The sequence below is a fragment of the Burkholderia stagnalis genome (genome assembly GCF_902830275.1).
In the GTDB taxonomy this organism is placed as follows: Bacteria; Pseudomonadota; Gammaproteobacteria; order Burkholderiales; family Burkholderiaceae; genus Burkholderia; species Burkholderia stagnalis.
In genome coordinates this window covers 1-14,240 of the sequence record NZ_CADESW010000030.1, presented here as the reverse complement: position 1 = coordinate 14,240, position 14,240 = coordinate 1, and the positions used below count along the sequence as shown (strand labels likewise).

General features: G+C 64.1%; 12 protein-coding genes and 1 pseudogene. 7 read left to right on the top strand and 6 right to left on the bottom strand.

All coding sequences use genetic code 11. The annotated features are described in order from the left end of the window. Positions 1–33: 33 nt before the first annotated feature. Genes HWY45_RS33305 through HWY45_RS33295 form a run of 3 tightly spaced genes read left to right on the top strand, consistent with a single transcriptional unit; the run spans position 34 to position 3,149 of the window. Positions 34–579, top strand: a complete 546-nt coding sequence (locus tag HWY45_RS33305; RefSeq protein ID WP_059885777.1) for a hypothetical protein — start codon at positions 34–36, stop codon at positions 577–579. Further along, the gene (locus HWY45_RS33300; protein ID WP_059885775.1) at positions 563–1,858 is read left to right on the top strand and encodes an MFS transporter; all 1,296 of its coding nucleotides are present in this window, start codon (positions 563–565) and stop codon (positions 1,856–1,858) included. The genes HWY45_RS33305 and HWY45_RS33300 overlap by 17 nt, the downstream gene beginning before the upstream one ends. Positions 1,859–1,895: 37 nt before the next feature. Then, the gene (locus HWY45_RS33295; protein ID WP_059885773.1) at positions 1,896–3,149 is read left to right on the top strand and encodes an arsenic transporter; all 1,254 of its coding nucleotides are present in this window, start codon (positions 1,896–1,898) and stop codon (positions 3,147–3,149) included. 260 nt (positions 3,150–3,409) lie between these two features. Here HWY45_RS33295 and HWY45_RS33290 read toward each other — a convergent pair whose 3' ends face one another. The 5 genes and pseudogenes from HWY45_RS33290 to HWY45_RS33270 form a co-directional block, all read right to left on the bottom strand. Then, positions 3,410–4,207, bottom strand: a complete 798-nt coding sequence (locus HWY45_RS33290) for an alpha/beta fold hydrolase (protein ID WP_059885771.1) — start codon at positions 4,205–4,207, stop codon at positions 3,410–3,412. Between the two features lie 113 nt (positions 4,208–4,320). Further along, on the bottom strand, positions 4,321–5,337 hold the full coding sequence (locus tag HWY45_RS33285) for a MerR family transcriptional regulator (RefSeq protein WP_081069930.1): 1,017 nt from the start codon (positions 5,335–5,337) through the stop codon (positions 4,321–4,323). 74 nt (positions 5,338–5,411) lie between these two features. Next, a complete protein-coding gene (locus HWY45_RS33280; RefSeq protein WP_230946976.1) occupies positions 5,412–5,675 on the bottom strand; it encodes a hypothetical protein in 264 nt (87 codons plus the stop codon). 340 nt (positions 5,676–6,015) lie between these two features. Next, positions 6,016–6,468: pseudogene (locus HWY45_RS33275) on the bottom strand (TonB-dependent siderophore receptor); the annotation flags it as partial. 145 nt (positions 6,469–6,613) lie between these two features. Further along, entirely contained in the window at positions 6,614–7,504 is an 891-nt protein-coding gene (locus HWY45_RS33270; RefSeq protein ID WP_059885765.1) for a LysR family transcriptional regulator, read from the bottom strand. 406 nt (positions 7,505–7,910) lie between these two features. Between HWY45_RS33270 and HWY45_RS33265 the strand changes: the two genes are divergently transcribed. After that, complete coding sequence (locus tag HWY45_RS33265) at positions 7,911–8,729, top strand: recombinase family protein (RefSeq protein ID WP_081069929.1); 819 nt, start codon at positions 7,911–7,913, stop codon at positions 8,727–8,729. 25 nt (positions 8,730–8,754) lie between these two features. Here HWY45_RS33265 and HWY45_RS33260 read toward each other — a convergent pair whose 3' ends face one another. Then, a complete protein-coding gene (locus HWY45_RS33260) occupies positions 8,755–9,336 on the bottom strand; it encodes a recombinase family protein (RefSeq protein WP_059885826.1) in 582 nt (193 codons plus the stop codon). A gap of 575 nt (positions 9,337–9,911) precedes the next feature. Between HWY45_RS33260 and HWY45_RS33255 the strand changes: the two genes are divergently transcribed. The 3 genes from HWY45_RS33255 to HWY45_RS33245 form a co-directional block, all read left to right on the top strand. Next, a complete protein-coding gene (locus HWY45_RS33255; RefSeq protein WP_060080964.1) occupies positions 9,912–10,976 on the top strand; it encodes an EAL domain-containing protein in 1,065 nt (354 codons plus the stop codon). Further along, complete coding sequence (locus HWY45_RS33250; protein WP_155631894.1) at positions 10,970–11,128, top strand: hypothetical protein; 159 nt, start codon at positions 10,970–10,972, stop codon at positions 11,126–11,128. Before HWY45_RS33255 ends, HWY45_RS33250 begins: the two co-directional genes overlap by 7 nt. A 142-nt stretch (positions 11,129–11,270) precedes the next feature. Next, positions 11,271–14,240 (top strand): ESPR-type extended signal peptide-containing protein (locus tag HWY45_RS33245; protein ID WP_279607759.1); only part of this gene is annotated, 2,970 nt, incomplete at its 3' end.

Here is a 14,240-nt window from a genome sequence, read left to right as displayed (position 1 = left end):
CCTTGTCGCTATCTCCGCACGAGGCGCCCTGCCATGCACTGGATCGATCCCGCCCGCCTGCCTGAAACGCGCGGCCGCGTCACGCAGTTCCTGCTCGATCCGCACGGAGAAATCGACGGCCTGGTCCTGAACGGCGACCTGCAGGTTCACGTGCCGCCGCATCTGGGCCGCGGGCTGGTCCGCCATGTCGCAAGGGGCGATCGCATCGGCGTGCGCGGCGTCAGGTCGCGCGGCGCCGGGATGATCGCGGCCGTGCAACTGACCGGGCGCAACGGCGTCGACATCGTCGACGACGGGCCCGCGCACGATGCGCCGAAGCCGCCGCGCCCCGGCCGCAAGCTGATGGAGATGAGCGGCGAAGTCGCGTTTGCGCTGCACGGCCCGAACGGCGAGCTGAACGGCGCGTTGCTGACGAGCGGCGTCGCGCTGCGGCTGTCGCCGCGTGCGGCAGCCGAGCTGCACGACTATCTGCGCGCCGGTGTGCATGTGCTGGCGTGGGGGCACGGCGTCGTCACGCCGCACGGCGCGACGCTCGAGGTGAGCGAGATTGGCGAGCTCGTCGATGTGGACGACGCGTGACCGGGCGGCGGCCGGGCGGCCGGCGCGCGCGCTCGAAGCGCTCAATTTCTTTCTGGCCGACGTGCAGGCCGGCGTCGGCCCGTTCGTCGGCGTCATCCTGCTGTCGCGCGGCTGGAGCGCCGATGCGATCGGCTCGGTGATGACGCTGGCCGGGCTCGCCGCGATGGCCGCGACGCCGCTGGCCGGCGCGCTCGTCGACACGCTGCGCGCGAAGCGTGCGCTGATCGTGGCGGCGGCCGCCGCCACGGCGCTGGCCTCGCTGGCGCTGAGGTTCGCCGACGCCTATCCGGCGGTGGCGGCGTCGCAGATCCTCGCCGCCGTCAGCGGGGCGGTGCTGGCGCCGGCCGTCGCGGGCGTGACGCTCGGCATCGCGCGCCCGCAGGGCTTCGACCGGCAATTCGGCCGCAACCAGATGGCGAACCACGCGGGCAACGTCGCCGGCGCGGCGCTCGCGGGGTGGCTCGGCTGGCATGCCGGATTCGACGCGGTGTTCGCGCTCGTCGCCGTCTTCACGATCCTCGCCATCGCGAGCACGTTGGCGATTCCGGGGCAGGCCATCGACCATGCGTGCGCGCGCGGCCTCGACACGGCTGGCGCCGCGCCGCGAACAGATGTTTCGCACGGCGATGCATTCGACGCCGCGCCGATGCCGCGCGCCGGCAGCCTGCGCACGCTGGCCGCGAACCGGCCGCTGCTGCTGCTCGGCGCGTCGCTCGCGCTGTTTCATCTCGGCAACGCCGCGATGCTGCCGCTCTACGGGATGGGCGTGGTCGCCACGCATCGCAGCAACGCGAGCGCGTTCACCGCGCAATCCGTCGTCATCGCGCAGCTCGTGATGGTCGCGGCGGCGTGGCTCGCGCCCCGGCTGATTCGCGCGCACGGCTATTGGCGCGTGTTGCTGCTCTCCTATCTGGCGTTGCCGGTGCGCGGCGCGCTCGCCGCCGTGCTGATGAGCGAGGCGGGCGTCTGGCCGGTGCAGGTGCTCGACGGCATCGGCGCCGGCCTGCAGAGCGTCGTCGTGCCGGCGCTCGTCGTGCGCCTGCTGCACGGTTCCGGCCGGGTCAACGCCGGGCAGGGCGCCGTCGCGACCGCGCAGGGTATCGGCGCGGCGCTCAGCCCCGCGCTGGGCGGCATGCTTGCGCAGCACTTCGGCTATCCGGCCGCGTTCGTCGTGCTGGGCGCCGTGTCGACGGGGGCGCTCGCGCTCTGGCTCGGCCATGCGCGATCGCTGAGCGGCGTGTGCGGCAAGCCGGCCGACCTGCCGGCCGCGTCGTCATGAAAGTCGTTTCGATCTCCCTGCCATTCGCGGCCTGCCCATGAATCCTGCTTCGCTTGCCTGGCTGATTTCCGCGCTCGCCACAGCCGGCGTCATCGCGCGCCCGTTCGGCTGGCCCGAGGCGACCTGGGCCGTGAGCGGCGCGCTGCTGCTGGTCGTATTCGGCCTGTTGCCCGTGCATCCGGCGCTGGACGCCGTCGCGAAGGGCAGCGACGTGTACCTGTTCCTGACCGGCATGATGCTGCTGTCCGAGCTCGCGCGTCGCGAAGGGCTGTTCGACTGGGTCGCGGCACGCGTCGTCAACCTCGCGCAGGGTTCGCCCCGGCGCTTGTTCGCACTCGTCTATCTGGTCGGCGCCGTCACGACGATCTTCCTGTCGAACGATGCGACCGCCGTCGTGCTGACGCCCGCGGTCTTCGCGGCCGCGCGCCGCGCGAAGGCCGATCCGATGCCGCTGCTGTACATCTGCGCGTTCGTCGCCAACGCGGCGAGCTTCGTGCTGCCGATCTCGAATCCGGCGAATCTCGTGCTGTACGGCGCGCGCATGCCGTCGCTCGGCGTTTGGCTGGCGCACTTCGCGATACCGTCGGCCGCGTCGATCGCGTGCACGTTCCTGATGCTTCGGATGACGCAGCGACATGCGCTTCGAGGCCGTTGCGCATCCGGCCTGCCGGTGCCGCCGCTCGCGGGCGGCGGACGCATCGCGCTGGCCGGCATCGCGGCCACGGCCGCCGCGCTGATGGCGGTGTCGGTGACGGACCGCCCGCTCGGCTTGCCGACCGCGGCGGCGGGCGTCGTCACCGCCGCGTGCGTGCTGTATCGCGAACGATCGGCATGCATGCCGATCGTTCGCGCGATTTCGTGGAGCGTGTTGCCGCTCGTCGCGGGGCTGTTCGTCGTCGTCGAGGCGCTCGACCGGACCGGCGCGGTGCGCGCGCTGGCCGGGCTGCTGCGCGCGCTGACGGCAAGTGGCGAGCACACCGCCGCGGCCGCATCGGGCCTTGCAATCGCGCTGGCGTCGAACTTCGTCAACAACTTGCCCGCCGGGCTCGTCGCGAGCTTGACGATCGACGCCGCGCGAAGCCCGCAAGCGGTGATCGACGCGATACTCATCGGCGTCGACCTTGGGCCGAACCTGTCCGTCACCGGATCGCTCGCGACGATTCTGTGGCTCGCGGCAATCCGGCGCGAAGGGCAGCAGGTCGGCTTCGGCGAATTTCTCGCGGTCGGCGCGTGCGTGATGACGCCGGCCTTGCTGCTCGCGCTGGCCGCGCGGCTCGCGCTCGGCGGCTGACGGGCGATGCCGGTCGGGAAACCGGATCGACCTGCAACGAGCAGGCGGGCTGCGAATGTCAGGGTGGTAAGCGGAATGCAGCAGCAGCGGAAAATGCGCGACATTGTTTCGACGTATCAGGAGGTCCAAGAGGCCGTTTTTTGAGCGTTCTGCGAGGGGACGACGGCACTTTGGGGATACGCCTGTCCCCAAGGCAGTGGCATGGCCTCGTGGATATCACCGGATCGATCGTGTGCAGGCGTATTCGCTGGACGCGCAAATCAAGACCGCGGGTCGAGCCAGTTCCGAACGAGTCGCGCAACCTGCCTCCGGCGCTCGATCATCACCATATGCCCTTCGCCTGGCAGCGCATGATGGGTCACCGACGGCACCCACGCGGAAGTCTCGCGCGCCGCCTCGGCGAATATCGGGTCGTCGGCGCCGCCGACGATCAACGTATCTGCGCGGATCCGCCGCGGCCACGGCGAATCGTCGCGTGCGTCGTCACGCAATGCGCGCAGGGTGCGGACAATGACGTGCCGTTCGTTGACCGATGACGCGACGTGGCGGCGTCGACCGAGCAACGCCGCGCGCAGCAGCATGTTGCGCCAGCCCGCGCGGAAGCATCCGGACATCGTTTCGAGCAGGCGCACGAAATCGGAGCGGGTCGTATGCACGATTTGCTGCTCGATGAGCCGGCAGCCGTCCGGGGCAAGGCGATGCGCACTCGAAACCAGCCCGAGCCGCGACACGCGTTCCGGGTGGGCAGCCGCGATGCGCGCCGCTACGACGCCCCCGAACGAGATGCCGATGAGCGTCGTGCACCGCCAATGCGCGGCGATGCCGCGCGCGACATGCTCCGCGATGTCGGCGATCCGGTATTGCGTACCGGGCTTGTCGGGATACCCGAGCAGTACGAATGGCGTGCCGGGCGGCAAAATGCCGGCAACGCGGCGCAGGTCGCGCCGCAGCCGACGCGAGGTCGGCTTCGAGACGAATGCTTGTCCGCCGTTCAGTACGATGACCGCCGGCGGTTCGCTGCCCACCTGTGCGGCGAGGATGCCGCCATCCAGCTGCATCGTTCGAACGGGACGAGCACCGATCCGGAACGGGTTCGATTCGTCCGGTATGAGGGTCATGCGCTTTCTCCGAGGAAAAGGCGCCAGCATGAACCCTGACGCCCACGTGAGGGTCAAGCGTCGGACTCGACGTTGCCGTCATATGCGATGGCGGCTTCCTGACGTTGGAGCCAGGCGAGTACGTCGGGACCGATCGGATGGCCCGCTTGCAGAATCGGCTCGTGAAGCAGTGCCCGTAGCAGCTTGCCGCGTAACGCGACGTCGCCGCGCGTCGTTTGCTCGAGCAGCGCGTGCCAACGGCTCACGAGCGCGAAGGAATCTCCGTTGCCCGCGCCACCCGCGATTGCGCGTCTGACGTCTGCGCCGAGTGCGATCCATTGCGCCGACAGCGTCTTGTCGAGGCGTTGAATGTCGTCTTCCGTCAGGTGGCGCCGCCAGGCCGCCACGTGCAGACGGGTCGCCTGTTCGATGTAGGCGATCAGCGCAGGATCGAGCCCTGTATGGGCCGGCGCCGCGCCCTCATGCAACTGCCGCCAGCGCCGCGTGACAGCGATGTCGCCGTTCATCCATTGCATCGCGGCGGCAAGCCAGCGATACGCGAGCTTCTGCGCTTCGCCGGAGTCGGGCGGGACGTGCCGATCCATTGCGTCGCGCATGTCCGCAAACAATGCCGACAAGGCCGCTTCCATGTCCTTCCAGCGCGCGAGAATCTTCGCAATCTCGGCCGTGTCGAAATGTGCGCGATATCGCTTGAGCCACGCGAGCGTTTCCGGCCAATCCGCATCGAGCCAGGTCACGCCGGAATCGGAGGCGGCTTGCAGCACCTCGAGCCGCGCGTTCAGGTTATTCAGCCTGGTCAGCTCGGCGTCGATCGCAAGCCGGCTCTCGGCAATCACTTCCGCCGTGGCGACCTGCCGCTTGCACAGCATCCGTGCAATCGCGTCAAGCGTCAGCCCCAGGCCACGCAGTGCCTGGATCGTTCTGATCGTCGACACACTGGCTTCGTCGTACAACCGGTAGCCCGACGTGGAGCGGCCGCTCGGCTTCAGCAGGCCTGTCTGATCGTAGTAGTGCAATGTGCGGACGGTAATGCCGCAACGCCGGGCGAGCATGCCAACTGTCAATGGCATATAGACTCCGTCGACAATATAAAGGCGGATATCCGTCGTACACGACTTCCCAAAGCCTGACAACGGGCAATGGGTTAAAGACCGCGCTTTAAACGCCCTGCATAATCGCGCGCTGCTTCATCCAGTGAATTGCTGGTGTTGGCTGTCGCGATCAGCTCCTCGACGAACCACGGAAGGACGAGCGTCGTTTCCTTGCTCGACAAACCGACTTTCACGCGCTGCGAAGCGTCATCCGGTTGAGGCAGCGTCACCGGCTGGGCGCCATCGGATCGTGGTTTGTCGGCGGGAATGGCTTGTGCGTTCGAAAGCTGCGCGATTATCGAAAGCGCAAATGCCATGGTTGCGTGCCGGATATGCATCCTCATATTTCGCTATCCCTTGAGAAAATATGAATCGGAAAAACGGTGCAGTGATCCTAGCGAATGTGTTGCGTGAAAGGTATGTGAAATTTGTGAATATCTGTGCGAAAGGCCATGCCTCCTTTTATAAGCCATCGATAAACGACGCCCTTCCGGCGAGGGGCAGAGGGTCATGCCAGGTGTCCGCGTGGACACCTGCACTCAGACCGTGATGACCGATAAACAAGACCTTCGAAGCAGATGGGTGGTGGGCCGCCGACGGGACAGCCGTCGGCAAACCGGATCGAACTAGAACGCGTAGGCGAGCGACGCGAACAGGCTGCGCGGCGCGCCCGGTGTGAGACAGGTCGGTGGTGCGCTGCGCGAAGCCGGCGTTGATCGACCAGTTCGCATCGACGCGATGCTCGAGCGTGAACTGGTGGCCCGTGTTGCGCACGTCGTAGTCGCCGTCGCGCGGCTCGCCGAGGAAGCGCGATGCCGGAATCGCGCCGAGCTGCCCGTTCACCGCCACCACGCCGCGATCGAGCGGCGCGCGCTGGCGCACGCTTTCGAACTCGTAATGGAGCGTCGTGTCCGCGCCGATGTCCCATGTGAACGACGGCGCGAACAGGTAGCGTTTGCTCGACACGGTATCGCGGAAGCTGCCGTTGTTCTCGTTCATCGCGACGAAGCGGTACGCGAGCGATTTCGTGACGGGCCCGGTCGAATCGAGCGTCTGGCGCAACGCGCCGTAGCTGCCGGCGGACACGCCGATGGTGTTCGAGCGCGCGAACCAGGCAGTGAGTCTCGCGTCGATATGATCGGAATCCAGCCCGGCTCGACGGACCGTGGCCGGAGGTTGCCGGCAATGCACGCCGCTGTACGTACGCTTCAACAGGCCCGGCGGCAATTCACACGAAAATGTCGCAGCAACCCGATCACTCAGGGTCACGTAACCTCTCGTAAATGAATGTACGAATCAGTTTGGACGCCACCGGCAACGTACGCCCCTTCAGCGACACCCAGGAAAACCTGGCACTTATGTTGACCGCAGGTTGAACGGGAATTTCCACTAAATCGGGCGCAGCAAGGCGGACGCAGAATACGATGGTCTCACTCTGTCGCGCCAATTCCAGAAGATTGCCCAACTCCCCGCATTGCAGATTGAACAGGCGATCCGGGTGACCGTCCGGACCAAGGTACTCGATCAGCTCTCGCCGACTCTGCTCGGGCATGATCGGGCCCGCAATCGGATAGCGCTTGAACTCATGCAGCGTGACGGGTGACTTGCACTGCAGCAGCGGATGCCCCGGCCGGCACATGAAAGCCGCTCTCATCACGCTGATGGGCTCAACCACCAAATCATGATCGGCCGGTATCGCTCGCGACTCGACAATCAGAATATCCAGCGAACGCTCACGCAACGACTTCAGAAGCTGGTCCGGCTGCGCCTTCATGATCTGAAGTTTCAGGTTCGATTGATATCTGGCGAAGTGCAGCAACAGCGGCGTGATCAAAATGGCCCCCGGCGCCGCCCCTAAGCCAATCGAGAGCCGTCCAAGCGATCCATCGATCATTTGAGCGGTGGAGTCGATCAACGCATCGGCGTTGGAGCAAATCGTCAGTGCCTGCTCGGCGACATGTTGACCAAACGGTGTGAGTTCCGTGCGATGGCCAATGCGATCGAACAGCGCTCCACCCAGTTCCTCCTCGAGCGCGCGGATGCTGCGACTCAACGCGGGCTGAGTCAGACATGCAGCATCAGCGGCACGGCTGAAAGACCCCAACTCGGCCAACAGGATGACGTGCCGCAACTGGTTTAGTGTCATGGTGCGACTCGGGTATAACTAAAACTCATCATATTCGACAAAACAATGCATTGGACGTTGCTTTTGGCCCATCATATGCTATCTCAAATACACAGTATTTGACTTGGGGTATGTCATGAGGCGCACTTGGAAATTTGAGGATCGACCAAGGGCATGTACCCACTTCATGGCACTGAGCATGACCGTGCGTCGACCGTCGCAATCGTTGCGCGGCCGATTGGTTCCACATGACGCATCAGCCAACTTGCCCGCCGCACCATATTCCTCATATAAAACGGGCCGACACATTTTCGAATCGGTAAAGCGACTCGGAACGTCGGGAAAATAGCGCACGAAGTCCCGCTAGTCGAACGCACTCTGCTATCGACCATGGCCTGACACGTCACGCATAGAATTAGTGGTACGAATGAAAATAGGCTACGCACGAGTCTCTACGGACGAGCAGCATCTCGATTTGCAATTGCATGCACTTCAGCAGTCAGGCTGTGACCAGATTTTCTCCGACCGTGGCATGTCCGGCGCACGAACAGATCGGCCAGGCTTGCGGCAGGCATTGGCTGCGATACAACCCGGAGACACCCTGACCGTTTGGAAGCTAGATCGTCTCGGGCGTTCGCTCGGTCATCTCGTTACCATAATCGGCGACCTGGATCGATCCGGCGTGCGAGTCGTATCGCTAACCGAAGCGATAGACACGCGGTCGTCAGCGGGGCGGTTCACGTTTCACCTGATCGCCGCTCTCGCAGAATTTGAACGCTCCCTGATCAGCGAGAGAACACGGGCCGGGCTCGCAGCGGCGCGCCGGCGAGGCAGGAAGCCTGGCCGCCCCGCCGTTCTGGATGCTCAGAAGCTGGAGAAAGCACGCGCGTTGCTTGCGTATAAGTCGGAAGTCGCCGTGGCACGAATCCTCAACGTTCATCAACGAACACTGCGGCGTAAGCTGGAAGTCACGTGCGACGGAAACGAGCCGAGTTCCGCGAAACAAGATGCACCACATGATCCGGCGCACCTCACCGGGCCTGCGACGCCATTGCTCGAATACTCATGGTGCAGGCAGGAGATCTTTGAAGTTGAAAATACCGCGACATCCGGCTTCTACCGTTCCAGAGCACAGTGGCGCAGGATCAAACTTCTGTCGCCTGGAAAGAAGCCGCGCATGAGCGTCGGCGTGAGCGTGCCTCCAAGCCGTGCGATAGCCCTGCAATACGCGCTTCGGTGGAAATAGTGGACATCGGCCCCGGCCGAACCACTTATCCGACTGTCGGAACTTGCGCGGCCACCTCTTTCTTCGCAACGAGAGCCCGTTTGATTGTTCGAGGGTGAACATTGAATTTTGCCGCGACTTCGATAAGAGAGTGTGTCTCGAGCAGGACGCGCGCTTGCGCGCATTGATCGGGCGTCATCTGTCGCCGCCGTCCGAGTTGCTTGCCACGTGCGCGCGCGGCGGCCAATCCGGCACGGGTACGTTCGCTGATGAGGCTGCGTTCGAATTCCGCGAGCGCGCCCATCATGTGGAAGACCAATCGTCCGCCGGACGAAGTCGTGTTGATCGATTCGGTAAGCGAAATGAAGTCGACACCTCGACGGGCAAGAAAGTTGATCAGATCGATCAACTTGCTCAACGATCGCCCTAACCGGTCGAGACGCCAGACGACAAGCGTGTCGCCTTTCGTGACTCTCTCCAGTGCCGCGTCGAGGCCGGGACGATGGAAATCGGCTCCGGAGATTCCCTGGTCGGTAAACACGACCTCACAGCCCGCGCGTGTGAGCGCATCGATTTGCAGTCCGAGGCTCTGCTCGTCCGTAGATACACGGGCATACCCGATATTCATGAGCAAGCTCCGCAGACCAAGCCGGCTGCGTGCCGGCGAATGCCGGCCGGCGCATGCATCCTGTCCATCATGTCGCGTGCCGACCAACGATGACCCGCGCAACGGCGCAATCTTGGCGGCGGAGCCGGTCGACATCATGTGAGCGCACATCGCCTGGTTCCTGTCTGTATGGCCGAATACAGCAAGCATTCTTCTTCACGGCAAGTTTTCCTTTGTGGGAATCGTTCTTTTGCAGGCAAAAGGACGGGCTCCGGTAGCCGTCGAGGGGCACCGGAGCCCGTCGATTTGCAAATCTTCGTCAAATCCGTGGCTGGTAGGGGAAATATTAATGGACTTAAAGGGACGTTTTTGTCCGACAAACCTTACAGAACGGCACCCCCTGTAACGACGGGACTTTGCGCGTATCGGTGAATTTTTTTGTAACTCTGATGCAAACGTCCGTTTTTGCCTTTCATTCCTGCTCATCCCGGTTTGCAGGACAGGCGCAGCGCGAAATATGAAGAGGGAGTTGGCGGCTCGAAGATGGCATGTCACAGGCGGATATGGTGGGGAGATATTTGAGGATGGGTTGCGCATTGCTCATCGAGATCGTCAATCGTTCCGAGTTGGTACGTTGCTTCGGCCACGAGTTTGTCGAGGCCATCGATGTCGAGTTGAGCGAGCGCGCGCGGCGACTGTGTGGCTCCGTCGCTCGGATTCGGGCGATGGGCGACGGGCATCTCCTGATATCCACGGCAACGTCGAAGGACTCGTTCGAGGATCGTTCCATGACGGACCTTTCGACGACAGGCTGGCTTCTTCGATTGAGCGGACGAAGGGCGCCGCACTCGCAAGCGGCGTGGCTTGCGGAATTGCGGGCGAAGTGGGTCGGGGTTCACGACGACGTAGCTTGCTTGAACGAGGCGCGGCGCGGCAGGTCGAGTGCCGAAGCGGTGAGGCGAGCCGACTTTGCGATTACCGATGCCGTGATGCATGCAATGAAGGTCGATGCATTCGCGCTCGTGATGTCGCCTGTTCACACGCCGGACGACGAGCGCAAGGTGCTCTATTTCGACTGCACGACATGGTGTCGCGCACTAGAGGGTGACCTGTCTTCGCCGAAGGCGTATTTGCCGAGTATCGCCCGTATGGGGCTGATGTCTCATTTCGATCGCTACGTGCTGACGCGTGTGCTGGATTTGCTGGCGCGCTCGCCAGAACTGAACGTCGGCGTGAGTGTGTCGGGGCACAGCCTCGCGGAGGGGTTGCAATGGGAGAGTTTGATCGACCGTCTCTACAAATCTCCCGACCTGGCCGCGCGCCTGGTGGTCGAGGTGTATGAAGGCGAGAAGATCGGGGCCGGGAATGCTCGCGCATTTCTCGATCAGATCAAGACTTGCGGCTGCCGCATCGCAATCGACGACTATGGTCTGGCTTATGGCGTGGACGTGGGCATCGAAATCCCGGAGCCCGATATTGTGAAGATTGCGTCCGCATTTATCGATGCTGCCCGTTGCAGCGAGGAAGCGCTATGCAGGCTTCGTGGTCTTGTGGAACTCGGCGCAAGCATGGCCCGTGACGTCGTCGTGCGTGGCGCGCGAGGCGTAGCCGACATGGCGATCGTCCGTGACGTCGGGGCGGGTTGGGCGCAGGGATGTTGATTGAGCAGGCTTTGTCCGACGTGACCGGCGCCCTGATTCTGATGCCCGGGAGAAGCGGCGATTCTATGCAGGCGTTGCCGCAGGGTTTCAAAGATCCGGCAATCGCGCCGGATCGCAAAGGGAAGCTCGAGTGCGCTGAAGTTCAAGAATAAACACATTGTATCGGCTGGAATTTCGAGCTCGCATGAAAACAACGAAATCTTATTAATTCGCATTACTACATAAATAACAAGGCCCGTTGATGAGGTGAGCGACGAGCCACTTTATTGGCGTATACCGAGAGATTCGCAAATCATGAACCGCACATATCGCACCATCTGGAACGAGGCGCTCGGCGCATGGGTCGCCGCATCGGAGATTTCTTCCGCTCGCGGCAAACCGAACAAGTCCGCCGTGGCGAAGGCCGTCGTGGCTACCGTGATGGTCACCGGGGCGGCACTCCTGAGCGTCGTTCCGCTGGCGAACGCCGCGACCTTCACCAGTGCACAGATTTGCAACTCGGTCGCTGGAGTCGGGCCGGACGGGGTCACGAATTACGCTGCCGGAACGGGCCCCATCGACGGAAGCGGCACGTGGTCGAGCGTGGCGGGATGCAACGCGAACGGTGGCAACCTGCTTGGGGTCACGTTGTTCGGAAGCTATACGACTGCCGCCGGTCAAGCCGCCACGGCGGTCGGCATGGGGGCCTATGCAGCCCAATTCGGCACGGCGGTCGGCCACCAGGCGACCGCGTCGGGCGCGTACTCGGCTGCCTTTGGCTTTAGCGCACTGTCGTCCGGTGCGTCAAGCTATGCGCTCGGGAACGGCGCCTCGGCAACGGCGGCGAACGCCGTCGCGATCGGACACTTGACGAATGCGCGTTCGGCATCGACCGTTGCAATCGGCGACAGCAACACGGTATTGGCCACCGCCGGCCTCGGCTCGACGGCAATCGGCTATCAGTCGACGGCGAGCAGCGGCATCGGCGCGGTCGCGATCGGTAACCAGCAGTCGGCCAGCGGCAACGGCGCGGTCGCGATCGGCGACCCGAACGTTGCGACCGGCACCGGCGCCGTTGCGGTAGGCGCGAACAATACCGCGAACGGACAAGGCGCCATTGCGCTCGGCAACTCCAATACGTCGACCGGGAATGGTTCTGTCGCACTGGGCAACACCAGCGTGGCGACCAGCAGCGCGGTGGCGATCGGCCAGGCGGCCGTTGCCAACGGCACGAACGGCTCGGTTGCAATCGGCAACTCCGTGACGGCGGCCGGCACCGGCGCGATAGCGATGGGCAACAGCGGAAGCTTCGGCGCCAAGGCCCTCGCCTCCGGCTCGGATGCCGTGGCGCTCGGCAACGGCTCGACCGCGAGCGGGGCGGCTGGTTCGGTCGCACTGGGTTCGAGCAGTGTTGCTTCGAATTCGTTCGCGACCGCATTGGGCGCCAACTCCAACGCGTCCGGCAGCGGATCCGTCGCGATTGCGCAAGGGTCCAGCGCAACGGCCACCAATGCGCTGGCGCTCGGTGTCAGCTCGACGGCAAACGTCGCGAACTCGGTTGCCCTCGGCAACGGCTCGGTGACGAGCGCCACTGCGACGACGGCAACCGGCGGCACCGGGACAGTCAGCAGCACCACGATCGGCACTCAGACGATCGGCACCTACGCCGGCGCGAGCGCGGCGAACGGTGTGGTCAGTGTCGGCGCGCCCGGCTCGGAGCGCCGTATCCAGAACGTCGCCGCCGGCCTCGTCGGTGCGGCAAGCACGGATGCGATCAACGGCAGCCAGCTTTACGCGGTCGCCAGCACGACGACGTCGAGCATCGCGAGTTTGTCCACGTCGGCGTCGACGGGGATCAGCACCGCGCAGAGCGGGGTCAATTCGTTGTCCACCGGTTTGTCGACGACCAACAGCACGGTCACTTCGTTGTCGACGTCTGCTTCGACGGGCATCAGCACGGCGCAAAGCGGGGTCAATTCGCTGTCGACGGGACTGAGTGCGACCAATAGCTCTGTTACTTCGCTTTCGACGTCCGCGTCGACCGGTATCAGCACGGCGCAAAGCGGTGTCAATTCGCTGTCGACGGGACTGAGTGCGACCAACAGCTCGGTTGCTTCGCTGTCGACCTCGACATCGACCGGTATCTCGTCGGCCAATAGCGCAATCGGTTCGCTGTCGACGTCGGCTTCGACCGGTATCAGCACGGCGCAAAGCGGTGTCAACTCGCTGTCGACCGGCCTGAGCGCGACCAACAGCTCTGTTACTTCGCTTTCGACGTCCGCATCGACCGGTATCAGCACGGCGCAAAGCGGTGTCAATTCGCTGTCGACGGGACTGAGCGCGACCAATAGCTCGGTGACGTCGCTGTCCACGTCCACGTCGACCGGTATCAGCACGGCGCAAAGCGGCGTCAACTCGCTGTCGACCGGCCTGAGCTCGACCAACAGCTCCGTTGCTTCGCTGTCCACGTCGACGTCGACGGGCATCAGCTCGTTGTCCACCGGCCTGAGCACGGCCGTCTCCACGACCAACAACCTCGGCAACAGCACGGCCGCAGCACTCGGCGGCGGCTCGACCTACAACCCTGCGACCGGTACCGTCTCCGCGCCGTCGTACACCACGTACAACGCGAACGGCACCACCACCACCGCCAACAACGTCGGCTCCGCGGTCGACAACATCAACAGCCAGGGCATCAAGTACTTCCACGCGAATTCCACCGCGCCGGACAGCCAAGCCCTCGGCACCAACTCCGTCGCGATCGGCCCGAACGCCGTCGCGAACAACGCCGGCGACGTCGCGCTCGGCAACGGCTCCGTCACGGCAGCTGCGAATCCGACCACCAGCGCCACCATTGGCGGCACGAGCTACTCGTTTGCCGGCACGACCCCGAGCAGCGTCGTCAGTGTCGGCGCAGCCGGCGCCGAGCGTCAGGTCACCAACGTTGCCGCAGGTCGGATCTCCGCTTCCAGCACCGACGCGATCAACGGCTCGCAGCTCTATGCGACCAACACCGCGATCAATACCCTGTCGACGTCCACGTCGACGGCCGTCGGCTCGTTGTCGACCGGTCTGAGCTCGAGCTCGTCCGCCATTTCCTCGCTCTCGACGGGCGTCAGCTCGCTGTCGACGGGCCTGAGTTCGACCAATAGCTCTGTCACTTCGCTCTCGACTTCGGCTTCGACCGGTATCTCGTCGGCCAACAGTTCGATCGCCTCCCTCTCGACGTCAACGTCGACGGGCATCAACTCGCTGTCGACTTCCGCTTCGACGGGCATCAGCACC